Source organism: Streptomyces qinglanensis, from assembly GCF_900111245.1.
Classification (GTDB): Bacteria; Actinomycetota; Actinomycetes; order Streptomycetales; family Streptomycetaceae; genus Streptomyces; species Streptomyces qinglanensis.
This window is the reverse complement of record NZ_FOGO01000001.1, coordinates 586,011-610,937: the sequence shown is the minus strand read 5'-3', so window position 1 is coordinate 610,937 and position 24,927 is coordinate 586,011. Positions and strand designations below refer to the sequence as shown.

The 24,927-nt window shown below is 72.8% G+C and carries 20 protein-coding genes; 10 read left to right on the top strand and 10 right to left on the bottom strand.

The features are described 5' to 3' along the window. Positions 1-6: 6 nt before the first annotated feature. Together BMX65_RS02620 and BMX65_RS02615 are read right to left on the bottom strand one after the other, a co-directional pair. Positions 7-675, bottom strand: coding sequence for an FMN reductase (locus BMX65_RS02620; RefSeq protein WP_074998431.1), 669 nt, complete (start codon positions 673-675; stop codon positions 7-9). After that, positions 672-1,814, bottom strand: coding sequence for an LLM class flavin-dependent oxidoreductase (locus tag BMX65_RS02615; protein WP_074998777.1), 1,143 nt, complete (start codon positions 1,812-1,814; stop codon positions 672-674). The genes BMX65_RS02620 and BMX65_RS02615 overlap by 4 nt, the downstream gene beginning before the upstream one ends. Positions 1,815-2,204: 390 nt before the next feature. Between BMX65_RS02615 and BMX65_RS02610 the strand changes: the two genes are divergently transcribed. Next, positions 2,205-3,566 (top strand): glutamine synthetase family protein, encoded by a 1,362-nt coding sequence (locus BMX65_RS02610; protein ID WP_019358688.1) that lies wholly within the window; start codon positions 2,205-2,207, stop codon positions 3,564-3,566. Between the two features lie 242 nt (positions 3,567-3,808). After that, positions 3,809-6,832 carry a bifunctional [glutamine synthetase] adenylyltransferase/[glutamine synthetase]-adenylyl-L-tyrosine phosphorylase gene (locus BMX65_RS02605; RefSeq protein ID WP_074998430.1) on the top strand — a complete coding sequence of 1,008 codons (3,024 nt, stop codon included), beginning with the start codon at positions 3,809-3,811 and terminating at the stop codon, positions 6,830-6,832. 67 nt (positions 6,833-6,899) lie between these two features. On the opposite strand, the gene BMX65_RS02600 is transcribed toward BMX65_RS02605, so the two are convergent. The 3 genes from BMX65_RS02600 to BMX65_RS02590 are packed head-to-tail and all read right to left on the bottom strand — an operon-like array spanning position 6,900 to position 10,593. Continuing rightward, positions 6,900-7,802, bottom strand: a complete 903-nt coding sequence (locus tag BMX65_RS02600; protein WP_074998429.1) for a phosphatase PAP2 family protein — start codon at positions 7,800-7,802, stop codon at positions 6,900-6,902. Positions 7,803-7,838: 36 nt separating this feature from the next. After that, positions 7,839-8,915: a LacI family DNA-binding transcriptional regulator gene (locus tag BMX65_RS02595; RefSeq protein WP_107437372.1), complete on the bottom strand. Its 1,077-nt coding sequence runs from the start codon at positions 8,913-8,915 to the stop codon at positions 7,839-7,841. Between the two features lie 25 nt (positions 8,916-8,940). Next, positions 8,941-10,593 carry a glycoside hydrolase family 13 protein gene (locus tag BMX65_RS02590; protein WP_074998427.1) on the bottom strand — a complete coding sequence of 551 codons (1,653 nt, stop codon included), beginning with the start codon at positions 10,591-10,593 and terminating at the stop codon, positions 8,941-8,943. 247 nt (positions 10,594-10,840) lie between these two features. On the opposite strand from BMX65_RS02590, the gene BMX65_RS02585 reads away from it, so the two are divergent. The 5 genes from BMX65_RS02585 (at position 10,841) to BMX65_RS02565 (ending at position 17,231) form a co-directional block, all read left to right on the top strand. Then, on the top strand, positions 10,841-12,121 hold the full coding sequence (locus BMX65_RS02585) for an extracellular solute-binding protein (RefSeq protein ID WP_074998426.1): 1,281 nt from the start codon (positions 10,841-10,843) through the stop codon (positions 12,119-12,121). A gap of 602 nt (positions 12,122-12,723) precedes the next feature. After that, the gene (locus BMX65_RS02580) at positions 12,724-13,650 is read left to right on the top strand and encodes a carbohydrate ABC transporter permease (RefSeq protein WP_074998425.1); all 927 of its coding nucleotides are present in this window, start codon (positions 12,724-12,726) and stop codon (positions 13,648-13,650) included. 5 nt (positions 13,651-13,655) lie between these two features. Continuing rightward, a complete protein-coding gene (locus BMX65_RS02575) occupies positions 13,656-14,486 on the top strand; it encodes a sugar ABC transporter permease (RefSeq protein WP_074998424.1) in 831 nt (276 codons plus the stop codon). Positions 14,487-14,559: 73 nt separating this feature from the next. Further along, positions 14,560-16,221, top strand: a complete 1,662-nt coding sequence (locus BMX65_RS02570; protein WP_074998423.1) for a glycoside hydrolase family 13 protein — start codon at positions 14,560-14,562, stop codon at positions 16,219-16,221. Beyond that, positions 16,218-17,231, top strand: coding sequence for a LacI family DNA-binding transcriptional regulator (locus tag BMX65_RS02565; RefSeq protein ID WP_074998776.1), 1,014 nt, complete (start codon positions 16,218-16,220; stop codon positions 17,229-17,231). Before BMX65_RS02570 ends, BMX65_RS02565 begins: the two co-directional genes overlap by 4 nt. A gap of 31 nt (positions 17,232-17,262) precedes the next feature. Here BMX65_RS02565 and BMX65_RS02560 read toward each other — a convergent pair whose 3' ends face one another. Then, positions 17,263-17,955, bottom strand: coding sequence for a response regulator (locus tag BMX65_RS02560; protein WP_074998422.1), 693 nt, complete (start codon positions 17,953-17,955; stop codon positions 17,263-17,265). Positions 17,956-18,115: 160 nt separating this feature from the next. Between BMX65_RS02560 and BMX65_RS02555 the strand changes: the two genes are divergently transcribed. Then, entirely contained in the window at positions 18,116-19,078 is a 963-nt protein-coding gene (locus BMX65_RS02555; RefSeq protein WP_074998421.1) for an ABC transporter ATP-binding protein, read from the top strand. Next, the gene (locus BMX65_RS02550; protein ID WP_074998420.1) at positions 19,075-19,845 is read left to right on the top strand and encodes an ABC transporter permease; all 771 of its coding nucleotides are present in this window, start codon (positions 19,075-19,077) and stop codon (positions 19,843-19,845) included. Before BMX65_RS02555 ends, BMX65_RS02550 begins: the two co-directional genes overlap by 4 nt. 15 nt (positions 19,846-19,860) lie before the next feature. On the opposite strand, the gene BMX65_RS02545 is transcribed toward BMX65_RS02550, so the two are convergent. The 4 genes from BMX65_RS02545 to BMX65_RS02530 form a co-directional block, all read right to left on the bottom strand. Further along, entirely contained in the window at positions 19,861-20,577 is a 717-nt protein-coding gene (locus tag BMX65_RS02545) for a TetR/AcrR family transcriptional regulator (protein ID WP_074998419.1), read from the bottom strand. Between the two features lie 46 nt (positions 20,578-20,623). Continuing rightward, a complete protein-coding gene (locus BMX65_RS02540; protein WP_074998418.1) occupies positions 20,624-21,754 on the bottom strand; it encodes a PDR/VanB family oxidoreductase in 1,131 nt (376 codons plus the stop codon). Then, positions 21,751-22,662: a metal-dependent hydrolase gene (locus BMX65_RS02535; RefSeq protein ID WP_074998417.1), complete on the bottom strand. Its 912-nt coding sequence runs from the start codon at positions 22,660-22,662 to the stop codon at positions 21,751-21,753. The genes BMX65_RS02540 and BMX65_RS02535 overlap by 4 nt, the downstream gene beginning before the upstream one ends. A gap of 86 nt (positions 22,663-22,748) precedes the next feature. Then, positions 22,749-23,828, bottom strand: a complete 1,080-nt coding sequence (locus BMX65_RS02530; RefSeq protein WP_074998416.1) for a saccharopine dehydrogenase family protein — start codon at positions 23,826-23,828, stop codon at positions 22,749-22,751. A 102-nt stretch (positions 23,829-23,930) separates the two neighbouring features. On the opposite strand from BMX65_RS02530, the gene BMX65_RS02525 reads away from it, so the two are divergent. Further along, positions 23,931-24,884 carry a helix-turn-helix domain-containing protein gene (locus BMX65_RS02525; protein ID WP_074998415.1) on the top strand — a complete coding sequence of 318 codons (954 nt, stop codon included), beginning with the start codon at positions 23,931-23,933 and terminating at the stop codon, positions 24,882-24,884. Positions 24,885-24,927 lie beyond the last annotated feature (43 nt).

Here is a 24,927-nt window from a genome sequence, read left to right as displayed (position 1 = left end):
CCCGGCTCAGTCCTCGACCCGCAGTGCCGCCAACTGCTGTTCGAACGGCACCACGTCCGGTTCCTCCGGACGTGCGTCCCGGGTGGCGGCGCGGGGGGCGATCAGGCCCGCCAGTTCGCCGCCCGCGCGGGCGATGCGGCGGGGGAGCGAGGGGGTGACGCCGTCGTCGGGGGCGGCCCAGTCGTCGGTCGCCGCGTACACGGCCGTCGGTACGGCCACCGCCCGAAGGTAGCTGAACAGCGGCCGCATGGCGTGCTCCAGGACCAGCGAGTGGCGCGGGGTGCCGCCGGTGGCGCCCAGCAGTACCGGCTTGCCGGCGAGCGCGTCCTTCTCCAGGACGTCGAAGAACGACTTGAACAGCCCGCTGTAGGACGCGGAGAAGACGGGGGTGACGGCGATCAGCCCGTCCGCCTCCGTCACCTTCCCGATCGCCTCGCGCAGCGACCCGCCGGCGAAGCCGGTGGTGAGGTTGTGCGCGATCTCCGTCGCCACGTCCCGCAGTTCGACCGTGGTGACCTCGACGTCCATGCCGGCTGCCACGTCGGCGTCCGTGCGCAGCGCGACCCGCGTCGCCTCGGCCAGCCGGTCGGCCAGCAGCCGGGTGGAGGAGGGCTCGCTCAGCCCGGCGGAGACGACGGCCAGCCGGACCGCCCGGGTGCTGTCGTGCGACGTCATACGGCGGCTCCCTTCTCGTTCTGCTCTCCCGCTGTCTGCTCGGAGGTCCGTCCGGCAGCCGGTGCGGAGCGCTCCGCGGCGACCCGTGCCGCGTGGGTCGGTGCGTCGGCGGTGCCCGCCGGGCGCCGGGCGGCCATCTCCTTCCGCAGCACCGGCACGACCTCTTCGCCGAGCATGTCCAACTGCTCCAGCACGGTCTTCAGGGGCAGGCCCGCGTGGTCCATCAGGAAGAGCTGGCGCTGGTAGTCGCCGAAGGACTCGCGGAAGGTCAGCGTCTTCTCGACGACCTCCTGCGGGCTGCCGACGGTCAGCGGCGTCTGGTCGGTGAACTCCTCCAGGCTGGGGCCGTGCCCGTAGACGGGCGCGTTGTCGAAGTAGGGGCGGAACTCGCGGACCGCGTCCTGGGACCTGCGCCGCATGAACACCTGGCCGCCCAGGCCGACCAGGGCCTGCTCGCGGGTGCCGTGGCCGTAGTGCTCGAAGCGGTCGCGGTAGAGGCCGATGAGGCGCTTGAAGTGCTCGTTGGGCCAGAAGATGTTGTTGGCGAAGAAGCCGTCGCCGTAGTAGGCGGCCTGCTCGGCGATCTCCGGGCTGCGGATGGAGCCGTGCCAGACGAACGGGGGCACGCCGTCCAGTGGGCGCGGGGTGGAGGTGAAGCCCTGCAGCGGGGTGCGGAAGCGGCCCTGCCAGTCGACCACGTCCTCGGTCCACAGCCTGCGCAGCAGCGCGTAGTTCTCGATCGCCAGCGGGATGCCCTGCCGGATGTCCTGGCCGAACCAGGGGTAGACGGGGCCGGTGTTGCCGCGGCCCATCATCACGTCCGCGCGGCCCTCGGCGAGGTGCTGGAGCATTGCGAAGTCCTCGGCGATCTTCACCGGGTCGTTGGTGGTGATCAGCGTGGTGGAGGTCGAGAGGATCAGCCGCTCGGTGCGGGCCGCCAGGTAGCCGAGCATGGTCGTCGGCGAGGAGGGCACGAACGGCGGGTTGTGGTGCTCGCCCGTGGCGAAGACGTCGAGCCCCACCTCCTCGGCCTTGAGGGCGATGGCCAGCATCGCCTTGATCCGCTCGTGCTCGGTCGGCGTCCGCCCGGTGGTGGGGTCGGGCGTCACGTCGCCGACGGTGAAGATCCCGAACTGGATGGGGGTGGCCGTCATGGTGCTCGCCGTCCTCCGTGTGGCTGTGGGCTGCTGCTGAGCCCGGGGCTGCAGGCTGAAGTGGTTGACCATTGAACTATCTCTGCCCGCCTCAATGCACACGGGTGCCCGGAAATTCCCGCCGTCCGGTCCCGGGCCGCTCCCGCCGTCCGGTCCCGGGCCGCTCCGGTCGGCGATCCCGATGGCCGGTCCCCGGGGCGCCCCGGCGACAGGTCGCGCTGCGTGCCCGGGCGGGTGCGCGGTGCTCGTCGGCACCTGCTGTGAAACGATCGGATCGGGGCGTGCAACCCCGTGGAAACCCCGTGGTGGAATGCTGAGACGGCCCCGTGCGCCGGGGGATCTGAGCGAACCTCTCCGACCTGCAAGGATAGGCTCATGGACAAGCAGCAGGAATTCGTCCTCCGGACCCTGGAGGAGCGCGACATCCGGTTCGTCCGACTCTGGTTCACCGACGTCCTCGGCTTCCTGAAATCGGTCGCGGTGGCCCCCGCCGAACTCGAACAGGCATTCGATGAAGGGATCGGCTTCGACGGCTCGGCCATCGAGGGGTTCGCCCGCGTCTACGAGTCCGACATGATCGCCAAGCCCGATCCCGGCACCTTCCAGATACTGCCGTGGCGGGCCGAGGCTCCCGGTACCGCGCGGATGTTCTGCGACATCCTCATGCCGGACGGCTCCCCCTCCTACGCCGACCCGCGCTACGTCCTCAAGCGCGCGCTGGCCAAGGCGTCGGACCTCGGGTTCACCTTCTACACCCACCCGGAGATCGAGTTCTACCTGCTCAAGAACAAGCCGGTGGACGGCACCCGCCCCGTCCCCGCGGACTCCTCCGGGTACTTCGACCACACCCCGCAGAACGTCGGCATGGACTTCCGCCGCCAGGCCATCACCATGCTGGAGTCGATGGGCATCTCCGTCGAGTTCTCCCACCACGAGGGTGCCCCCGGCCAGCAGGAGATCGACCTGCGCTACGCCGACGCGCTCTCCACCGCCGACAACATCATGACGTTCCGCCTCGTCATGAAGCAGGTCGCCCTCGAACAGGGCGTCCAGGCCACGTTCATGCCCAAGCCGTTCTCGGAGTACCCCGGCTCCGGTATGCACACCCATCTGTCGCTGTTCGAGGGCGACCGGAACGCTTTCTACGAGTCCGGCGCCGAGTACCAGCTCTCCAAGGTGGGCCGCTCGTTCATCGCCGGGCTGCTCACTCACGCGGGTGAGATCTCCGTCGTCACCAACCAGTGGGTCAACTCCTACAAGCGCATCTGGGGCGGAGCCAACCGCACCGCGGGCGAGGGCGGCGAGTCCCCCTCCTACATCTGCTGGGGCCACAACAACCGCTCCGCACTGGTCCGCGTCCCGATGTACAAGCCCGGCAAGACCGGCTCGACCCGGATCGAGATGCGCTCCCTCGACTCGGGCGCCAACCCCTACCTCGCCTACGCAGTGCTGCTCGCCGCCGGTCTGAAGGGCATCGAGGAGGGGTACGAACTCCCCGCGGGCGCCGACGACGACGTGTGGGCGCTCTCGGACGCGGAGCGGCGCGCCATGGGCATCGAACCGCTGCCGCAGAACCTCGGCGAGGCGATCAGCCTGATGGAGCGCAGCGAACTGGTCGCGCAGACGCTCGGCGAGCATGTTTTCGACTTCTTCCTGCGGAACAAGAAGCAGGAGTGGGAGGAGTACCGTAGCGAGGTCACCGCCTTCGAGCTGCGGAAATCCCTTCCCGTGCTGTGAGGCGACCGGCCCGCGGGACCGGTCGCAGCGCCGGGCCCGGAGCACCTCGGGCGCCGCGGACAGCGCTCGGCGCAGCCAGGGGGAGGGCGGCTCGCGCGGCGACCGGAGGGGCGGCCCGCGCCGCAGCCGGGAGGGTGTCCTCCGCGGGAGCGCGGCGCACCCTCCGCGGGCGCGCACTGCGGGGGCGGGTACCCCCGGCCGAGGGCCGGGCAGGGGCTGGGAAAGGACGGCAGGGAGTGAGCGTGACACCAGAGGGGCGCCGGGGAAGCCGGTACGGGCGGTTGCTGCGGCACGGCTTCACCGATCCGGAGTCCGCCACCCGCCTGCTCGACGCCGCCACCCTGGCCACGGTCCGCGACGACGCGCTCTTCCTGGACGCGCTCGGCGCCACCGCCGATCCGGACCTCGCGCTCGTCGGCCTCGTCCGCCTCATCGAGGCGCTGGAGGCCGTCGACAAGGACGCGCAGCCGCTGCTGGACACCCTGCTGCGGGCCAAGCCGCTGCGCGACCGGCTGCTCGGCGTCCTCGGCTCCTCCGACGCGCTGGGCGACCATCTGGCCGCCCACCCGCACGACTGGGAGGCGCTGGTCACCTACGAGTCGGCGGACCTCAACCCGGGCATCGCGGAGTTCGAGACGGCACTGCGGGACGTCGGCGGACCGGACGCGCTGCGGGTCGCCTACCGCCGGGCACTGCTGTCGATCGCCGCACGCGACGTGTGCGGCACCAGCGACGTCGCACAGACCGCGGCCGAGCTCGCCGACCTGGCCACCGCCACTCTGCGCCGGGCGCTCGCGCTCGCCGAGGCGGCGGCGCCCGAGGACGCGGCCGCCTGCCGGCTGGCGGTCGTGGCCATGGGCAAGGCCGGCGGGCACGAACTCAACTACGTCTCCGACGTCGACGTCATCTTCGTCGCCGAGCCGCCCGCCGGTGGCGCCGGCGGGCGGGGCGCGGACGCCGCCGAGGACGGCGAGCAGGCGCTCAAGGCCGCCACCCGGCTGGCCGCCCACATGATGCGGATCTGCTCGGACACCACCGCCGAGGGCACCATCTGGCCGGTCGACGCCAACCTGCGCCCCGAAGGCCGCAACGGCCCCCTCGTCCGCACCCTCAGCAGCCATCTGGCCTACTACCAGCGCTGGGCCAAGACCTGGGAGTTCCAGGCACTGCTCAAGGCCCGGCCGATGGCGGGCGACGCGCAGCTCGGCTACGAGTACGTGGACGCCGTCACCCCGATGGTCTGGCAGGCGGCCGAACGGGACAACTTCGTCACCGACGTCCAGCAGATGCGCCGCCGGGTGGTCGCCAGCATCCCCGCGGCCCAGCTCGACCGGGAGCTGAAGCTGGGCCCCGGCGGACTGCGGGACGTGGAGTTCGCCGTCCAGCTCCTCCAACTGGTGCACGGCCGCAGCGACACCGCGTTGCGCAGCCCCACCACCCTGGAGGCGCTCGACGCGCTGGCCGCGGGCGGCTACGTGGGCCGCCAGGACGCCGCCGCACTCGACGCGGCCTACCGGTTCCTGCGCACCATGGAGCACCGCATCCAGCTCCACCAGCTTCGCCGCACCCACCTGATGCCCGAGTCGGAAGCCGACCAGCGGCGCCTCGGCCGCTCGCTCGGCTACCGCAGCGAACCGGTCACCGAACTGCACAAGGCGTGGCGGCGGCACGCCGCCGCGGTCCGCCGACTCCACGAGAAGCTGTTCTACCGCCCGCTGCTGGACGCCGTGGCGCAACTGGAGGCCGGGCACGAACGCCTCTCGCCGCAGGCGGCCCGGCAGCGGCTGGAAGCCCTCGGCTACGCCGACCCGGCCGCCGCGCTGCGCCATCTGGAGGCGCTGGCCTCCGGTGTCACCCGCAAGGCCGCCATCCAGCGCACCCTCCTCCCGGTGCTGCTGGGCTGGTTCGCCGACTCCGCCGACCCGGACGCCGGGCTCCTCGGCTTCCGCAAGGTCTCCGACGCGCTGGGCAAGTCGCCCTGGTACCTGCGGCTGCTGCGCGACGAGGGCGCCGCAGCCGAGAACCTCGCCCGCGTGCTGTCCGCCGGCCGGTTCGCGCCCGACCTGCTGCTGCGCGCGCCCGAGGCCGTCGCCCTGCTCGGCGACGAGCACGGGCTGCGCCCCCGGTCGCGGGTCGCGCTCACCCAGGAGACGCTGGCCGCCGTCGGCCGGGCGGAGGGCGCCGAGGCGGCCGTCGCCGCGGCGCGCGGCGTGCGGCGCCGGGAGCTGTTCCGCACCGCCGCCGGTGACCTGATCGGCGCGTACGGCACCGAGGACGTCGCCCAGCAGGAGCCCGCCGAGGCGCTGGACCGGGTGGGCGACGCGCTCACCGACCTCAACGCCGCCACCCTCGCCGGAGCGCTGCGGGCGGCCGTCCGCCAGCAGTGGGGCGACGAGCTGCCCACCCGGTTCGCCGTCATCGGTGTCGGCCGGTTCGGCGGCCACGAGATGGGGTACGGCTCCGACGCCGACGTCCTGTTCGTGCACGAGCCCCGGGACGGGGTCAGCGAGCACGAGGCGGGCAAGGCGGCCTTCGCCGTCGCCACCGAGATGCGGCGGCTGCTGCAGCTCCCCACGTCCGATCCGCCGCTGCTGATAGACGCCGATCTGCGCCCCGAGGGCAAGTCCGGGGCGCTGGCCCGGTCGCTGAGCTCCTACGCGGCCTACTACGACCGCTGGTCCGTGGTGTGGGAGAGCCAGGCGCTGCTGCGGGCCGAGTTCGTCGCGGGCGACGCGGGGCTGGGGGAGCGGTTCGTCGAACTGATCGACCCGCTGCGCTATCCGCGGGGCGGACCGGGCGAGGACGCCGAGCGGGAGATCCGCCGTCTCAAGGCCCGGATGGAGGGCGAGCGGTTGCCGCGCGGCGCGGACCCGACGACCCACGCCAAGCTGGGCCGCGGCGGGCTGACCGACGTCGAGTGGACCGTGCAGCTCACCCAGTTGCGGCACGCCGCCGAGCTGCCCGCGCTGCGGACCACCCGTACCCGGGTCGCGCTCGCCGCCGCCCGGGAGGCCGGACTGATCGACGCCGACGACGCCGAGGTGCTGGACGAGGCGTGGGTGCTCGCTTCGCGGGTGCGCAACGCGGTGATGCTGGTGCGGGGCCGGCCGGGGGACACCTTCCCCTCCGAGTCCCGGGAACTGGGGGCCGTCGGCCGCTACCTCGGCTACGAGCCCGGGCACGTCGGCGAGATGCTCGACGACTACCGCCGGGTCACCAGGCGGGCCCGCGCCGTCGTGGACCGCCTCTTCTACGACGCGGAGTGAAGCGCCGCCGCGCACCGGCGGGCAGGCTCTTCCGCGGGACGGCCCCCGCCGCGCGGCGGGGGCCCGCTCATACCGGCGCTGCGGCCAGCCGCGGCAGCCGGTGGGGCAGCCGGCCGTACCAGGCACAGGCGAGGGAGTAGCCGAGAGCGAGGCACAGCAGCCCCCCGACGGCGTCGAGCCAGAAGTGGTTGGCCGTGCTCACGATGACGGTGAGTGTCGCCACCGGGTACAGCACCCCCAGGATCTTCCCCCACAGCGGGCGCGCCAGCATCGCGATGGTGATGCCGCACCAGACGGACCACCCTATGTGCATCGACGGCATGGCCGCGTACTGGTTGGACATCTGCGCCAGGTTCCCCGACGCCATCGACCCCCAGGTCTGGTGCACCTGCACGGTGTCGATGAAGTGCCCGCCGGCCATCAGCCGCGGTGGCGCCAGAGGGAAGAGGTAGTAGCCCAGCAGTGCGCTGCCGGTCGTCGCGAAGAGCACCAGCCGGGTGGCCGCGTACCGCCCCGGATGCGCCCGGTAGAGCCACACCAGCACGCCGATGGTCACGATGAAGTGCAGCGTGGCGTAGTAGTAGTTCATCGAGACGATCAGCCAGGTCACCCCGCCGATCGCGTGGTTGATCGACTGCTCGACGGCGATACCGAGCGTGTGCTCGGTCCGCCAGATCCAGTCGGCGTTGTGCAGCGCCTCGGCGCGCTGCTCGGGGACCGCGTTGCGGATCAGCGAGTACGTCCAGTAACTGACCGCGATCAGGACGATCTCGAACCACAGCCGGGGATGCCGGGGGGTGCGCCACCGCGCCAGGAGTCCGCGCCCTGCGGAGCGGACGTCGGCGGCGGTGTCCGGTCCCGCCGGGGCCTGCGCCGCATCCGCTTCGGTGCGCGCAGCGCTCTGCTCCGCCGGGGCTTCGGTGGAGTCCTGCCGGCTGCTGTCTTCGGTCCTCGTGGTCGGTGCCCCCATAGCCCGACAGTCTGCCAGACGGGGGGCAGGGGCCGATCATCCTGCGGTCGGGTCTTGGCCTCCCGCTGTCGTCCGCTCGGCGGAGGCCGTGGGGCCGCTCCTCCTACGGGACGCGGTGGAGCCGCGCACCACCAGCTCGGGCAGGAAGACGAACTCGCTGTGCGGCGCCGGGGTGCCGCCGATCTCCTCCAGCAGAGTCCGTACGGCGGCTTGCCCCATCGCGGTGACCGGCTGCCGGATCGTGGTGAGGGGCGGATCGGTGAAGGCGATGAGCGGGGAGTCGTCGAAACCGATGACCGAGACGTCGCCGGGCACCGCCAGCCCGCGCTGCCGGGCGGCGCGGATCGCGCCCAGCGCCATCATGTCGCTGGCGCACACCACGGCGGTGCAGCCCCGCTCCAGCAGTGCGGAGGCGGCGGCCTGGCCGCCCTCCAGGGAGTACAGCGAGTGCTGGACGAACTCGGCGGGATCGCGGCCGTCGGTGCCGAAGTGCTCCCGCACGGTCCGGGTGAAACCCTCGATCTTACGCTGGACGGGCACGAAGCGCTCGGGCCCGAGGGCGAGGCCGATCCGTTCGTGGCCGAGCGAGACCAGATGGGTGACGGCCAGCCGCATGGCCGCCCGGTCGTCGGGGGAGACGAACGGCGCCCGCACCCCCTCGGAGAAGCCGTTGACGAGGACGAAAGGGACGCCTTGGCCGTGCAGCCGCTCGTACCGGCCGGTGTCGGCCGTGGTGTCGGCGTGCAGCCCGGAGACGAAGATGATCCCGGCGACGCCCCGGTCCACCAGCATCTCCGTCAGCTCGTCCTCGGTGGAGCCCCCGGGGGTCTGGGTGGCGAGCACCGGGGTGTAGCCCTGCCGGGTGAGGCCCTGCGCGATGACCTGCGCGAAGGCCGGGAATATCGGGTTCTCCAGCTCGGGCGTGATCAGCCCCACCAGGCCCTCGCTGCGGCGGCGCAGCTTGACCGGCCGCTCGTACCCGAGCACGTCGAGCGCGGCCAGCACGGATTCGCGGGTGGTCGCGGCCACTCCCGGCTTGCCGTTCAGCACCCGGCTGACCGTGGCTTCGCTGACCCCCGCTTGTACTGCGATGTCAGCCAGCCGCGCGGTCACAGGACTGGACCTTACCGGCCGCGGATCACGCTGCCCACCAGGTGCAGGAATTGGCCGGAATGCGCAACTGGTCCGCGGGTGCTCCGGCCTCCATGGCATCCCGGGACTCCTCCGGCACGGAGCAGAGCAGCAGTTCGCCCGGGGCCGCCGTGCACACCGCCTCGTCCCGGGTGTTGAGCAGACAGACCAGACCGGGCCGGGAGAACGCCAGTACCCCCGCCGGAGCCGGGAGCCACTCCATGGCGCTGTCGCCGAGGCCCGGCAGCAGCCGGCGCAACTGCAGCGCCGTGCGGTACAGCTCCAGGGTGGAGAGCGGATCGCCGGTCTGCGCCCGCACCGACAGCGCGCCCCACGCGGCGGGCTGCGGCAGCCAGCTTCCGCCGGGCCCGAAGCCGAACGAGGGCCCGTCGCTCTCCCAGGGGAGGGGTACCCGGCAGCCGTCCCGCATCCCCTGCTCGCCTTCGGCAGCGGTGCCGGGCGCGCGGTGGAAGGCGGGGTCCCGGCGGGCCGCCCGCGGCAGTTCGGCCACCTCCGGGAGGCCCAGCTCCTCGCCCTGGTAGAGGTAGGCGGAGCCGGGCAGCGCCAGCATCAGCAGCGCGGCGGCGCGGGCCCGGGCGAGTGAGCCGAGCCGGGTGCGGGCGCGGACCACGTCGTGGTGGGAGAGCACCCACGTGCTCGGGGCGCCGACACCGGCGGTGGCCGCCAGCGACTCCTCGATCACCTGGCGCAGCTCCCCGGCTTCCCAGCCGGTCTGCAGGAAGTGGAAGTTGAACGCCTGGTGCAGCTCGTCCGCCCGCACATAGCGCGCCGTCCGCTCCGCGGTCGGCGTCCACGCCTCGGCCACCCCGATCCGGTCGGGACCGTAGGACTCCAGCAGCCGCCGCCAGCCGCGGTGGATCTCGTGCACCCCGTCCTGGTCGAAGAACGGCAGCTCCTGCGCGCCGATCAGCCGGGCCTGCCGGGCCGCACCGATGTCGGGCAGCCCGTCGGCCTTGACCATCCCGTGCGCCACGTCGAAGCGGAAGCCGTCCACGCCCAGGTCCAGCCAGAACCGCAGGACCGACGCGAACTCCTCGTGTACGCGCGGATGGCGCCAGTCCAGATCCGGCTGCTGCGGCGCGAACAGGTGCAGATACCACAGTCCTGGAGCGCCGGGCACCGGGCTCCAGGCGGGGCCGCCGAAGACCGACTCCCAGTCGTTGGGCGGCAACGCGCCCCGCTCCCCGCGGCCCGTGCGGAAGTGGTACCGCGCGCGGGCCGCCGGATCGCCCGCCAGCGCGCGCCGGAACCAGGGGTGCCGGTCGGAGGTGTGGTTGGGGACGATGTCGAGGAGGACACGCAGCCCCAGTGCGTGCGCCTCGGTCACCAGCGCCCGGACGTCGGACAGCTCCCCGAGCCGCGGGTCGACGGAGCGGTGGTCGGACACGTCGTAGCCGCCGTCGGCCTGCGGAGAGGGGTAGAACGGCGTCAGCCACACGGCGTCCACCCCGAGCGCGGCCAGGTGGGGCAGCCGCTGCCGGACGCCGGGCAGATCACCCGTGCCGTCGCCGTCGCTGTCGGCGAAGGAGCGGACGTAGACCTGGTAGATCACCGCGTCCCGCCACCAGCCCGGGGCGGACCGCGGCGGACGGCCCGCGGGCGCGGGGACGGTGGCGCGGGTGGTGGCGGGCTGGGTCACAAGTCTTCCCCATCGGGCTCGGGACCGGTACGGGTCGCGAAGTGCGGCAAGCCAGTGTCAAGGGTGACAACGCGGGCACAGCCTCGGAGTTACGTCCGCAGCCGCTGCCGCCCGGCATCTTGCAGAAATTTGCAGCAAGGTCTTTCTTCTGGGTGTCACCGCTGTTACGTTCCTCCGCAGCCGGGCGCCGCCCCATACCGGCAGATGCCCGGGCGTGCGCCTCTTTCACCTTGCGGAGGGATCGGACATGCGGCGTGGCATAGGCGCCACCGCGCTGATAGCGGGGCTGGCACTTGCGGCAACGGCTTGCGGCAGTGACTCGGACGACGCCCGGAGCGGCGCCGACGGGAAGATCGAGGGAACCGTCACCTACTGGGACACCTCGAACGACGGGGAGAAGGCGACCTACCGGAAGATCGCCGAGGACTTCGAGAAGAAACACCCGAAAGTCGACGTCAAGTACGTGCACGTCAACTTCGGCGACGCCAACCAGAAGTTCAAGAACGCCGCAGGCGGCAACTCCGGCGCACCCGACGTGATGCGCACCGAGGTCGCCTGGGTCGCCGACTTCGCCAACCTCGGCTACCTCGCCCCGCTGGACGGCACCCCCGCACTCGACAACGCCTCCGACTACCTGGAGACGGCCGCCGGTTCCACCCGCTTCGACGGCAAGACCTACGCCGTGCCGCAGGTCACCGACACGCTCGGGCTCTTCTACAACAAGCGGCTGCTGAAGAAGGCCGGTGTCGAGGTGCCCACCTCCTTCGCCGAACTGAAGAAGAACGCCGCGAAGATCAAGGACAAGACCGGCGCCACCGCGCTGTACCTGCGCGGCGACGACCCCTACTGGTTCCTGCCCTACCTCTACGGCGAGGGCGGCGACCTCATCGACCCCGAGCACAAGAAGGTCACCGTCGACGAGAAGCCCGGAGTGCGGGCCCTCGCCACCATGAAGGACCTCGTCGACTCCAAAGCGGCCGTCACCGACTCCAGCGACGGCCAGGAGAACGGCATCAAGGCGTTCCAGGACGGCGATGTCGCCATGATCATCGACGGCCCCTGGGACATCGCGCTCGCCCGCGAGGGCAAGGAGTTCAAGAACGGGGACAAGGACACGGACAATCTCGGCGTGGCCCCCGTCCCCGCGGGCAGCAAGGCCCAGGGCTCCCCGCAGGGCGGCTGGAACCTGTCCGTGTACGCCGGAACGAAGAACATGCGGGCCGCGCAGGAGTTCGCCAAGTACATGAGCAGTGCGGAAGTGCAGGCCCGCACCACGGAGGAGCTGTCGCTCCTGCCCACCCGCAAGTCCGTGTACGAGAAAGACGCCGTCAAGAAGAACCAGATGGTGAAGTTCTTCCGCCCCGCCGTCGCCAAGGCCGTCCAGCGGCCCTGGATCGCCGAGGGCAACTCGCTCTTCGAGCCGATTCGGGTCGGCGTCGACGGGGTCCTTGCCGGGGGGAAGTCGCCTGCGGCGGCCGCGGAGGGGACGGGCGACAAGTTCCGCAAACTCCTGAAGGGCTACCACTAGCCCTTGCCGGGTGCCGCCCTCGCGGGGGCGCCGGTCCCCTTCGCGGGGTGCGGTCCCCTTCGCGGGGTGCGGTCCCCTTGCGGGGTGCGTTTCCCCGTCTGTTGTTCGCCGGGTGCGGCTTCGTTGTCGGGGGCTTCGCCCCCGAGCCCCCGTTGTCCTCGCCGGACGGGCGTTGGGGCGGCTCCGCCCCCCAACAGCCCCCCGCTAGTGGGCTTCGCCCCCTAGGACCCCCAGCCGCACTCATGTGAGCCCCTTGCGGACCTTGCTCCGGGCCTTTTCTTTGGTCTGTTGTCTGCGGGAAGTGTCCTGATGCCGTCCGTCACAGCACAAGAGCGCTCCCGCAGTCGAGAGTCCTCCGGCGGTTGCCGGATGCGGGAGGGGGAGGGAGAAGTTGTGGTGCCTGGGGGTTTCTAAGGGGGCGGAGCCCACTTAGCGGGGGGCCGTTGGGTGGGGGTCCCCCCGGACGAAGTCTGGGGGAGGAGCCCCCCGACACGACCGCTCGGCGGCAGCCGGGAACGACGGGGGCGTGCCCCCACAACGCAAACGCTCCCCGTGGAGGGGGTCGCCCCCTCGCGACGGGGGCGAGGAAATGGGAAGGTCGGATGAGGAAGGTCAGAAGCTGGGCGGCGCGGCACTGGTACGCCTGGACGATGGTGGCCCCGGTGGTGCTGGTGATCGGGCTGATCGTCGGGTACCCCCTCGGCCGCGGTGTCTATCTGTCGCTCACCGACGCCGACGAGGCAAACGTCGAGCGCACCATCGGCGTCAACCACATCCCGGCCACCTATGAGTTCACGGGTCTGGACAACTACCGGGCGATCCTCTCGGACAGTGTCTTCTGGGACCGTCTGGGCTGGACGGTGCTGTGGACCACGGGATGCGTCGGTGTCACGTTCACGCTGGGGCTGACGCTGGCGGTCATGCTCAACCGCAAGGTGCGCGGGCGCTCGTTCTACCGGGTCGCGATGATCGTCCCGTGGGGCATTCCGGCGTTCGTCTCGGTCTTCGCCTGGAAGATGCTGTTCAACGAGAAGCACGGGCTGCTCAACAAGGTGCTCTCCGGTGGCGGCATCGACGGCGTCCCGTGGCTGGGCGACCCGGTGTGGGCCAAGGTGTCGGTCATCGCGGTGAACGTGTGGCTGGGCGTACCGTTCATGATCGTCGCGATGCTGGGCGCGCTGCAGGCGATACCCGGTGAACTGTACGAGGCGGCCGAGATGGACGGCGCCGGTCCCTGGCAGCGGTTCCGCAACATCACGCTGCCGGGCGTGCGTTCGGTCAGCAGCACGGTGGTCCTGCTCAGCACCATCTGGACGTTCAACATGTTCCCGGTGATCTTCCTGCTCACCCGGGGCGGGCCCGAGGACTCGACGGAGATCCTGGTGACCTATGCCTTCCGGCTCTCGTTCGTCAACAGCCCGCGGGACTTCGCCACGTCGGCGGCCTGGGGCGTGCTCATCCTGCTGCTGCTGTCCCTGTTCACGGTCGTCTACCGGCGGGCGCTGCGCCGCCAGGGAGAGGCGTGGTGACAACCATGAGAACGACGAAGAGAACCCCGCTCGCCTCCGCCGGACTGCACGCGGGCCTGCTGCTGGGCACGGTGTGCGCCCTGTTCCCGCCGCTGTGGCTGCTGGTGACCTCGTTCAAGCCGGAAGGCGAGTCGTTCACCACGGCCCTGGTGAAGGACTTCACCTTCAGCAACTACCGGCATGTCGTCGCCGACACGCACTTCCTCACCTGGTTCGGCAACTCGCTGATCGTCGTGGTCGGCACCACGGTGGTCGGCGTGCTCATCGCGGCCACCACCGGCTATGCGCTCAGCCGGTTCCGCTTCCCCGGTATGCGGCCGCTGATGTGGGTACTGCTGATCACCCAGATGTTCCCGATGGCCGTGCTGATCGTCCCGCTCTACAACACGATGGCGAAGCTGGGCCTGCTCAACCAGCCGCTGGGGCTGATCATCACCTATCTGACGATCGCCGTGCCGTTCTGTGCGTGGATGATGAAGGGGTTCTTCGACACCATCCCCGTCGACATCGACGAGTCGGGCCGGGTCGACGGGCTCAACCCCTTCGGTACGTTCTGGCGGCTGATCCTGCCGCTGGCCAAGCCCGGGATCGCCGTCACCGGCTTCTACACCTTCGTGACCGCATGGGCGGAGGTCGCCTACGCGACGGCCTTCATGACCGGCGAGGAGAACCTGACCCTGGCGGGCGGCCTGCAGACCTTCGTCAACCGCTACGGCGCCGACTGGGGCGCCATGACGGCGGCGGCCGTCGTCATCGCCGTACCGGCCGCCGTGGTCTTCGGCTTCGCGCAGCGCCATCTGGTCGGCGGCCTGACGGCCGGCGCCACGAAGACCTAGGCCCACGCTCTCCGCGGCGAACCCGATCCGTATCCCGCCGACGGCGGGACCACGCCAACCCCTCAGGGACGACATGACTCAGCACAGCAGCGCACCGCAGGCCGACGGCGCCGTGGACCCGCGCGGCCGGGCCGCGTGTCCGGACGCCGCCTCCTCGGCCCGGTCCGGCGCCTCCGGCTGGTGGCGGGACGCGGTGATCTATCAGGTGTATCCGCGCTCGTTCGCCGACGGCGACGGCGACGGCATGGGCGACCTGCCCGGTGTGCGGCAGCGGCTGCCGCACCTGGCCGCACTCGGGGTGGACGCCGTCTGGCTCAGCCCCTTCTACGCCTCACCGCAGGCCGACGCCGGGTACGACGTCGCCGACTACCGGGCCATCGACCCGATGTTCGGCACGCTGCACGACGCGGACGCGCTCATCCGGGACGCGCACGCACTCGGGCTGTGCGTCATCATCGACATCGTCCCCAACCACTCCTCCGACCGGCACGAGTGGTTCGTCCGCGCGCTGGCGGGCGATCCGGCGGCCCGCGAGCGGTACCACTTCCGCACGGGCCGCGGGGAGCGGGGCGCGTTGCCGCCCAACGACTGGGAGTCGGTCTTCGGCGGTCCCGCCTGGAGCCCGGTGCCCGGCGCTCCAGGGCTGTGGTATCTGCACCTGTTCGCGCCGGAGCAGCCCGACTTCAACTGGGAGCATCCCGCCGTACGCGACGAGTTCCGCTCCGTGCTGCGGTTCTGGCTGGACCTGGGGGTGGACGGCTTCCGGGTCGACGTGGCCCACGGTCTGGTCAAGGCGGCCGGGCTGCCCGACATGGGCAGCGGCGAGCAGCTCCGCCTGCTGGGCACCGCCGAGCTGCCGTTCTTCGACCAGGACGGGGTGCACGAGATCTACCGCTCCTGGCGGCAGGTGCTCGACGAGTACCCGGGGGACCGGATCGGTGTCGCCGAGGCGTGGGCGCCCAGCGCCGAGCGCACCGCGCTGTACGTCCGCGCGGACGAGCTGCACCAGGCGTTCAACTTCCACTATCTGGGCACCGACTGGGACGCGCGAGCGCTCCGCGAGGTCGTCGACGCGTCCCTCACCTCGCTCGGTGCCGTCGGCGCACCCGCCACCTGGGTGCTGTCCAACCACGACGTGGTCCGCCACCGCACCCGGCTCGGCGGCGGTGTGTCCCGTGCCCGCGCCGCCTCGCTGCTGATGCTGGCGCTGCCCGGCTCCGCCTACCTCTACCAGGGCGAGGAGCTGGGCCTCCCGGAGGTGACGGAACTGCCCGACGAGGCACGCCAGGATCCGTCGTTCTTCCGGGACAACGGGCAGGACGGCCTCCGCGACGGCTGCCGCGTACCGCTGCCCTGGGAGGGCGACGGGCCCTCGTTCGGCTTCGGGACCGGTGGAAGCTGGCTGCCGCAGCCGCCGGAGTGGGGCGAGCTGTCCGTCGCGGCGCAGACCGGCGACCCCGGCTCCACCCTGGAGCTGTACCGGACCGCACTGCGGCTGCGCCGCGAGCGCCCCGAACTGGGCGACGGCGAACCGCTGCAGTGGCTCGCCGCGCCCGAAGGGGTGCTGGCCTTCCGCCGCGGCGGGTTCGTGTGTGCGGCCAACACCGGCACCGAGCCGGCCGCGCTGGACTTCCGCACCGGCGCACTCCTCCTCGCCAGCGGTCCGCTGCCCGCGGCGGAGTCCGGCAGGACGGTACTGCCCGGCGACACGACCGCCTGGTGGGCCGGGCGATGACCGCGGCGCTCACCGCACGGCTGGCCGACATCGCGGTGCAGGCCGAGGTCAGCGAGGCCACGGCCAGCCGGGTGCTGAACGGCAGACCGGGGGTGGCCGCGGCGACCCGGCAGCGGGTGCTGGCCGCCGTCGACGTGCTCGGCTACGAGCGCCCGGCGCGGGCCCGGCAGCGCAGCGCGGGGCTGGTGGGGCTGGTCATCCCGGAGTTGACCAATCCGATCTTCCCCGCGTTCGCCCAGGTCATCGAGCAGTCCCTGTCCGGGTACGGCTTCACTCCCGTGCTCGGGACCCGGATGCTGGGCGGCGCCACCGAGGACGAACTGGTCGGTCAGCTCGTGGAGCGGGACGTCTCCGGGATCATCTTCCTCTCCGGACTGCACGCCGATCTGACGGCCGATCCTTCCCGCTATGCCCGACTGGCGGCCCGCGGGGTGCCGTTCGTGCTGATCAACGGGTACAACGACGAGATCAGCGCACCGTTCGTCTCCCCGGACGACGAGGCGGCCGCCGCGATGGCCGTCGAGCATCTGCGCCAACTGGGCCACGAGCGCATCGGGCTGGCCGTCGGACCGGAGCGGTTCGTCCCCACCCGGCGCAAGGTGGCCGGCTTCACCCGCGCCATGCAGCGCTGCGGGGCCGAGCCGTCGATCCGGCACACCCTCTTCACCGTCGAGGGCGGCCACGCGGCGGCCGGGGCGTTGCTGGACGCGGGCTGTACGGGCCTCGTGTGCGGCAGCGACCCGATGGCCCTGGGCGCGGTACGGGCCGCGCGGCAGCGGGGGCTGGCGGTGCCGCGGGAGGTGTCGGTGGTCGGCTACGACGACTCCGAGTTCAACGCCTTCACCGATCCGCCGCTGACCACCGTCCGCCAGCCCGTGCGGGCGATGGCCGACGCCGCCGTGCACGCGCTGCTGGAGCCGATGGGCGGCAGTCCGAGGGCCGACACGGAGTTCGTCTTCCAGCCGGAGCTGGTGGTCCGGGGCTCCACGGCGCACGCGCCCCGCGGCTGACCGGAGCGGCGGCCGGGTGCCTCGGCCGGGGTCAGCCCGCCGCCGCTCCGCCTTCCGCGCCGTCGCCCGTACCCTCCGGCACCAGTCCCGCCTCGTGGGCCAGGACCGCGATCTGGACGCGGTTCCGCAGCTCCAGACGGGCGAGGACCTGGCTGACGTAGGTCTTCACCGTGCCCTCCACCACATGCAGCCGGTCCGCGATCTCGGCGTTGGACAGTCCCGCGCCGACCAGGCCCAGCACCTCGCGCTCGCGCGGGGTCAGCGCCGCGGTGCGGGCCCGCGCGTCGGCCCGGCGGCCCAGCCGCCCGGCCGCCATGTGCGTGATCACGTGCCGGGCCACGGTGGGGGAGAGGTAGGCGCCTCCGCCGTGCACCGCGCGCACCCCGGCCAGCAGTTCGTGCGGGTCGCCCGACTTGAGCGCGAACCCGGCGGCACCGGAGCCGAGTGCGGTGGCGATGTACTCCTCCTCGTTGAAGGTGGTCAGCATCATCACCGCGCTCTGCGGGCAGGTGCGGCGCAGTTCGGCCGCCGCCCGCAGGCCGTCCAGGTGCGGCATCCGGATGTCCAGCAGGCACACGTGCGGACGGTGCCGCTGGGCCAGCGCGACCGCCTCCCGCCCGTCAGCGGCCTCGGCGACCACCTCGATGTCCCCCGCCGAGGCGAGGATCGCCCGGACCCCGGCACGGATCATCGCCTCGTCGTCTGCCAGCAGTACCCGGATCATGGTGTCCTCCCCGTTCTCCCCGTGAGCCCACCCGTGGTGAGGCTCTCACGCTAGCCCCCGTACGGTCCGTGCGCCGTGGCCGCGGCCCCTGACGAAAGTGCAGGGTGCCCCCGACTCGCGTGCACTGTCCCCGCTCCGGCCGCCGCATAGCGTCCGCGGCATGCTCACACTGCGCGGACTCACCAAGAGATACGGCGAGAAGACCGCCGTCGACGACCTGACCCTCGATGTGGCGCCCGGCAAGGTCACCGGCTTCCTGGGCCCCAACGGCGCGGGCAAGTCCACCACCATGCGCCTGATCACCGGACTCGACCGGCCCACCTCCGGCAGCGCCCTGGTCCAGGGCCGGCCCTACGCCCGCCTGGACCGGCCGCTGCGCACCGTCGGCGCGCTGCTCGACGCCCGTGCGGCGCACCCCCGCCGCACCGCGTACCGGCACCTGCTGGCGATGGCCCGCAGCAACGGCATCCCCGCACGCCGGGTGCCCGAGGTACTGGAGGCGGTCGGTCTGGCCGACGTGGCGGACAAGCGGGCCGGGTCCTTCTCGCTGGGCATGTCCCAGCGCCTGGGCATCGCCGCCGCGCTGCTCGGCGACCCGGCGGTGCTGCTGCTGGACGAGCCGGTCAACGGGCTGGACCCGGACGGGGTCCGCTGGGTGCGCACGTTCCTGCGCTCCCTGGCCGACGAGGGCCGCACCGTCTTCCTCTCCAGCCACCTGATGAGCGAGCTGGAACTGACGGCGGACCGGGTGGTGGTGATCGGCCGGGGCCGGCTGCTGGCCGACGGGACCGTCGCCGACGTGGTCGCCGCCGGTACCCGCCGCACCGTGCGGGTGCGGGGGCCCGAGCCCGGCGGGCTGCGGCTGCTGGCCGACCGGCTCGCGGAGGCGGGCGCCGAGGTGGACTGGACCGGTCCAAACGCGCTGGCGGTGGCCGGGACGTCGGCCGAGCGCGTGGGCGACCTCGCCCACCGGGCGCATGTCCGGCTGCACGAACTGCGTGCGGAGGAGGCGTCGCTGGAGGAGGCGTACCTGCGGCTGACGTCGGACAGCGTGGAGTACGCGCAGACCGGCGGCGCCGTCCCGGACCGGGCCGCCGCCGGGGAAGCGGAGGTGGTCCGGTGACCGCCGCCGTCACGGAACCGGTTGCCCGCACGGTCCGGCGCCGTACCGCGCTGCGGTGGGCGGTGGCCGCCGAGTGGACCAAGCTGGTGTCCCTGCGCTCGACCTGGTACCTGCTGCTGGGCGCGCTCGCACTGACCGGGCTGGTCGCCTCCGCCACGGGGGTGCTCACCCACGATCCGGGCGCCTCGCCCGGCGACCCGGCCGTGGTGGCCGAACTGAACGGCACCTGTCTCGTGCTGGCCTCGCTCGCCATGCTGGCGGTGACCGGCGAGCAGGCCACCGGAGGTGCGGCGACGGCACTGCTGTGCGTACCCGACCGCGTCCGGCTGCTGACCGCCAAGGCGCTCACCCTGGGCGCGGCGGTCTGCGCCACCGGGCTGGCCTGCGCGCTGCTGGGTGCGGTCTGCGGTGCACTGGCCCTGGCCCGGAGCACGTTCGACGCTGCCGCGACGGCCGGTCAGCTCCTGGCCGTCGCGGTGCACGCCGCGCTGCTGGGCACGCTCACACTGGGGCTGGCCGCGGTGGTGCGCCGCTCGGCGGGCACGGTCACCGCACTGTTCGGCCTGCTGTTCCTGGTACCGGTGGCGCTGGATCCGGTGCCCGGTGGCGAGACGGCGGTCGACCTGCTGCCCGGGGGTGCCTCCGAAGCCTGGCTGCTGGGCGGCAACGGCACCCTGGAGCGCCCCGGCGGGCTGCTGGCCCTGCTGGTGTGGGCGCTGGGCGCGCTGCTGGCGGCCGCGGTGGTGACCCGCCGACGGGACGCCTGAGATCCGTCCGCGGGCTCAGCGGTCCGGGGCCGACGCGGCCAGCTGGGTCGCCAGTTCGCGCAGCGGACCGTCCTCGGGCTCCTGCCGCACGATGTCCCGCAGTACCCGGCGGGTCTGCTCGTCGTGCAGTGCGCTCACCGCGGCCAGTGCCACGAAGCTGTGCACGAGTTGGCTCTCCAGTTCCTCGCGCGGCATCGCCTGCGGCGCCTCCAGCCAGGACAGCGCCGTGGTCTCGGCGAGCCCCACCCAGGAGCGGACCACCAGTGCCAGTCGCGGTCCGGGGGTATCGACTCCCAGATGGCCGAGCACCTGGCGACAGGCCGTGGCCCGCACCTCGTCGATCATGGCGCTGGTGCGGGCCCGCGCCGGGTCGGCGCCCATGGCCGGACCGCCGCGCAGCAGTGCCGAGAAGCCGGGGCCGTGCTCGGCGACGAAGTCGAAGTAGCGTCCCATCACCCGCAGCAGCCGCCCGCTCAGCGGACCCTCGGGCGGCTCGGCGAACCGTCCCGTCAGTTCTTCGGCAGCCCGCCGCACCGCTGCCTCGTACAGGCTGTGCTTGCCGGGGAAGTAGTGGTAGACGAGCGGCCGGGAGATCCCGGCCGCCGCCGCGATGTCGTCTATCGAGACGCTCTCGGGGGAACGTCTGCTGAACAGGTCGAGGGCGACGTCTATCAGTTGCTGCCGCCGCTCCTCGACACCCATCCTCCTCTTGCGGCGCGCCCCGGTCGTCATGCGGTTCACCCTAGCGAGCGGCGCCCCGCCCGCCGGCCCGCAGCCCCTACAGGTCCAGCACCAGGCGCTGTCCCGCGCCCCGCGCCCGGGAGACGCACAGCAGCATGTGCGCGTCCCGCTCGGCGTCCGACAGCAGTTCGTCCCGGTGCTCGACGGGGCCCTGGAGCACCCTGGTGCGGCAGGTGCCGCAGAAGCCCTGTTCGCAGGAGTAGGCGGTGTCCGGGCAGGCGGCGCGGACCGTGGCCAGCGCCGTGGAGTCGGCGGGCACTGCCAGGGTGCGTCCCGAGCGGCGCAGTTCGACCTCGAAGGGGTGGTTCGGGCCGGCCGCGTCCGGCGGCTGCGCCGTGAACCGCTCCAGGTGCAGCCCGCCGCCGGGCGCCCTCTCGCCCTCGCACAGTGCGGTGACCGCGTCCAGCAGGGGTGCGGGGCCGCAGCAGTGGACCGCCGCCTCGGGCGGCATCCCGGCCAGCGCGCCCGCCAGGTCGGGGTGGCCCGCCTCGTCCTGCGGGACGAGCGTCACCCGTCCCTGCCCGCCGTCCAGCGCGGCCAGTTCGTCCAGGAACGGCATCGAGGCGCGGGTGCGGCCGCCGAGGACCAGCCGCCATGGTGCGTTCGCCGCCGCCACCGCGCGGATCATCGGCAGCAGCGGCGTGATGCCGATGCCCCCGGCGAGGAAGAGATAGGCGGGTGCTTCGGCCAGCGGGAAGCGGTTGCGGGGACCGCGTACCCGCAGTTCCGCGCCCTCGTGGAGCTGTTCGTGCACGGCGCGGGAGCCGCCGCGGGAGTCGTCGGTCAGTCGCACGGCCACCGTCCAGGTGTCGGCCTCGGCCGGGTCGCCGCAGAGCGAGTACTGCCGCACCAGCCCGGAGGGCAGCACGAGGTCCAGATGCGCGCCCGGCTCCCAGTCCGGCAGCGCGGCGCCGTCGGGTGCGCCGAGGCGGAGTTGGACGACCCGGTCGGCGACCGCGTGCCGTCCGGTCACCCGCACCGTGCGCTCCGAGCGGTCCGGTCCGGTCCGCCGCAGGCCCATGGTGCCGGAGACCGGCCGGTCCAGCGCGGGCATCGGCCACAGCGGGGAGCGCTCGATGCGCCGGCCCATCGCGCGCTTGGCCAGCAGGGCGGTGCCCGCGGTGAGCGCCAGCACGGCTGCGGTGCGCGCCGTGTCCGCGCGGGTCATCGGAGTGCTCCGCCGGATGCGGCGGCGGTGTGCGGACCACCGGGCTGCGGGCGGCCGTTGGCGCCGGGCGAGCTGTTCAGATAGGCGACCGCCTGCGCGGTGCTGCACTCCTGCGAGGGGTGGTAGTCGCGGCTGAGGTACGTCGGTACGGAGCGCAGCATGGCGCCCGCGGAGGGCAGCACGCCCTGTCGGCCCGCGCGCAGGAACGCGCGGAAGCCGGCGCGGCCGTCCACCAGCGTCGGGTCGTTCTCCATGAAGAAGCGGGCACCGCGCTGCCACAGGAACACCAGCGCCGAGAAGGCCAGTGCCCAGGTGCGCACCCGTCGCCGGTAGCCGCCGTCGACGTGCAGGAACAGGTCGAAGGCGACCGACCGGTGCTCGACCTCCTCCGCGCCGTGCCAGCGCAGCAGGTCCAGCATCACCGGGTCGGCGCCCCGGCGGTCCAGTGCCTCGGCGTTGAGCACCCAGTCGCCGAGGAAGGCGGTGTAGTGCTCGATGGCCGCGATGAGCGCCACCCGTTCCATCAGCCACCACTGGCGCGGTCTGCCCGGTGGGAGCGTGCGGTCGCCCAGCAGTTTCTCGAAGAACCAGTCCACCTGCGCGGTGTAGGGCGCCGGGTCGAGGCCGAGCTCCGCGAGGTGCGGCAGCACGTCGTCGTGCGCCTGCGAGTGCACGGCCTCCTGGCCGATGAACCCGATGACGTCCTTGCGCAGTTCGGGGTCGCGGATCTGCGGCAGCACCTGTTTGTAGACGTGCACGAACCAGCGCTCCCCGGCGGGCAGCAGGAGGTGCAGCACGTTGATGGTGTGGGTCGTCGCCGGGTCGCCGGGCAACCAGTGCAGAGGGGTGGCCGACCAGTCGAAGGCGACCCGCCTCGCCTTCAGCTCCGTGCGCTCCGTATTAGACATGCTGTCAATTTACTGATGCGTAGGTTGTTGCGACAGGGGTGCGGCGGCTCCGGTCGGGAACCGCCCCACCGTGCACCGGCGGGCCGCTACGCCACAGTTCCCGCACCTGCACCCGAACCGGACGGCTGCGGCAGGTCCAGCGGCAGGTCCAGCGTCAAATGCGCGGAGAGGGAGCGCAGGAAGTCCGGCGCGTCGAAGAGCGCCCCGGCGGAGGCGACTCCGGTCCTCCGGACCTCTCCGGCGAGGATCCGGCGGACCGCCTCCACCGCGAGCGGGGCACTGACGGCGTAGATGTCCTGCCCGCGCGCGACGGCGCGCCGCTCCGTGCCCCCGTGCCGGACCACGACGTCGACGAGGAAGGTCTGCGCGGACCGCCCCTGCGCGTCCACCGCGGTCGGCGGCGGGGTGTCCGCAGCGGCCATGTCGCCCGCCGCCTCGGTGCTCATGTACGTGCACACCTCGGGGACGGCCAGATGGCTGGGGACGGTGACCACGTCGGCCATGGTGAACTCCCCGAGCACGGTCCGGGTCCCCAGCGGCTCGGGGAAGTGCCAGGTCCGCTGCGGCAGGGCGTCCTCGCGGTACTCCAGCCGCCCGCCGCTGTAGCGCAGCCGGCGGCCGTCCCTGCGCTCCCGGGAGACCGCACCGGCTTCGCGGGTCCCGGCCGTGGGGTGCCAGCCGCTCAACCCGTAGGCGATGTGCGCCTCGTCGGCCGCCTCCAGGCCGCCCAGCGCCGCGGTGACCAGCAGGTCGCCGAGGCCGCCGAAGAAGGCCATGGCCGGGAGCACCACGGTGCCCGCGGCGGCGGCGCGCTCCGCGAAGTGCGCGAAGGTGTCGAGGTTGGCCTCGATCTCGGCGGCCACGTCCACATACGGGATCCCGGCGCGCAGCGCCGCCTCGATCACCGGGGCGGCGGTCGAGGCGAACGGTCCGGCGCAGTTGAGCACGGCGTCCGCCCCGGCCAGGGCGCGGTCCAGCGCGGCCGGGTCGTCCACGGCGGCGGGCCGGATCTCCAGCTCCGGGGCCGAGGGGGCGTGCGCCCGCAGCTTCTCCGCGTCGCGTCCGGACAGGATCGGCACGAATCCCCGGGCCGGCAACTCCGCCACCACGAACCGTCCGGTGTGCCCGTAGGCGCCGAACACCGTCACTGCCTGACCCGACCCCATCGGATTCTCCCGTCGTCCTCGCTGTGCAACTGGAGACATCCTGTGTGGTCCGGAGTGACGGAGGTGAGTGTCCGGAACGACATGCTGCGTACAATTTCGGACATGGGTACTGTCGCGCTGGCCGTCACCGACGGCATGCTGCACTTCGAGCTGTCCGTGGCCTATGAGGTCTTCGGCACCGACCTGCCCGCCGCGGCCGGCTCCTGGTACCGCCTCAGCGTCCACGGCCCGGGCCCCGTGCGGTTCGGCGGGTTCCGACTGGAGCCCGACCGCGGTCTCGACCGGCTCCCGGAGGCCGACACCGTGATCGTCCCCGGCTGGGCCGACGTCGACGTGGACCCGCCCGCCGACCTGGTGGACGCGGTGCGCGCCGCCCACGAGGCGGGCGCACGGGTCGCCTCCCTGTGCACGGGCGCGTTCGTGCTGGCCGCCGCCGGGCTGCTGGACGGCCGCCGCGCGACGACGCACTGGGCGCACACCGAGGCGCTGGCCGCCCGCCACCCCCGGGTCGAGGTGGACCCGGACGTGCTCTACGTCGACAACGGCAGTGTGCTCACCTCCGCCGGCAAGGCCGCCGCCATGGACCTGTGCCTGCACCTGGTCCGGCTCGACCACGGTTCGGCGCTCGCCAACACGGTCGCCCGCCGCCTGGTCGTGCCCCCGCACCGGGCCGGGGGCCAGGCCCAGTTCGTCACCGCGCCGGTACCCGAACGGGACACGCACCCGCTCTCCGGCCTGCTGCCCTGGGTGAACGAACGGCTCGACCGGCCGCTGACCGTGGAGGACCTGGCCCGCCGCGCGAACATGAGCACCCGCCAGCTGAGCCGCCACTTCCGGACGGCGACCGGCACCACCCCGCTGCAGTGGCTGCTGACGCAGCGGATCCGGCGCGCCCAGGAACTGCTGGAGACCTCGGCCGACAGCATCGACGCCATCGCGGCGGCCACCGGCATGGGCACGGCCACCACACTGCGCCGCCACTTCAACCGCGCCCTCGGCGTGCCCCCGGACACCTACCGCCGCACCTTCCGCAGCACCGGGTCCGGCGCCCGGTGACCCTGGGCCCTGCGCCTGGTGAACCGGGGCCCCGTGCCTGGTG

Bases quoted from the DNA above. Each gene is read 5' to 3' on its own strand.
- BMX65_RS02585 (WP_074998426.1), top strand. From the start codon at position 10,841: ATGCGGCGTGGCATAGGCGCCACCGCGCTGATAGCGGGGCTGGCACTT.
- BMX65_RS02610 (WP_019358688.1), top strand. From the start codon at position 2,205: ATGGACAAGCAGCAGGAATTCGTCCTCCGGACCCTGGAGGAGCGCGAC.
- BMX65_RS02535 (WP_074998417.1), bottom strand. From the start codon at position 22,662: ATGTCTAATACGGAGCGCACGGAGCTGAAGGCGAGGCGGGTCGCCTTC.
- BMX65_RS02525 (WP_074998415.1), top strand. From the start codon at position 23,931: ATGGGTACTGTCGCGCTGGCCGTCACCGACGGCATGCTGCACTTCGAG.
- BMX65_RS02560 (WP_074998422.1), bottom strand. From the start codon at position 17,955: ATGATCCGGGTACTGCTGGCAGACGACGAGGCGATGATCCGTGCCGGG.
- BMX65_RS02540 (WP_074998418.1), bottom strand. From the start codon at position 21,754: ATGACCCGCGCGGACACGGCGCGCACCGCAGCCGTGCTGGCGCTCACC.
- BMX65_RS02555 (WP_074998421.1), top strand. From the start codon at position 18,116: ATGCTCACACTGCGCGGACTCACCAAGAGATACGGCGAGAAGACCGCC.
- BMX65_RS02620 (WP_074998431.1), bottom strand. From the start codon at position 675: ATGACGTCGCACGACAGCACCCGGGCGGTCCGGCTGGCCGTCGTCTCC.
- BMX65_RS02545 (WP_074998419.1), bottom strand. From the start codon at position 20,577: ATGACGACCGGGGCGCGCCGCAAGAGGAGGATGGGTGTCGAGGAGCGG.
- BMX65_RS02530 (WP_074998416.1), bottom strand. From the start codon at position 23,828: ATGGGGTCGGGTCAGGCAGTGACGGTGTTCGGCGCCTACGGGCACACC.
- BMX65_RS02580 (WP_074998425.1), top strand. From the start codon at position 12,724: ATGAGGAAGGTCAGAAGCTGGGCGGCGCGGCACTGGTACGCCTGGACG.
- BMX65_RS02565 (WP_074998776.1), top strand. From the start codon at position 16,218: ATGACCGCGGCGCTCACCGCACGGCTGGCCGACATCGCGGTGCAGGCC.
- BMX65_RS02575 (WP_074998424.1), top strand. From the start codon at position 13,656: ATGAGAACGACGAAGAGAACCCCGCTCGCCTCCGCCGGACTGCACGCG.
- BMX65_RS02600 (WP_074998429.1), bottom strand. From the start codon at position 7,802: ATGGGGGCACCGACCACGAGGACCGAAGACAGCAGCCGGCAGGACTCC.
- BMX65_RS02570 (WP_074998423.1), top strand. From the start codon at position 14,560: ATGACTCAGCACAGCAGCGCACCGCAGGCCGACGGCGCCGTGGACCCG.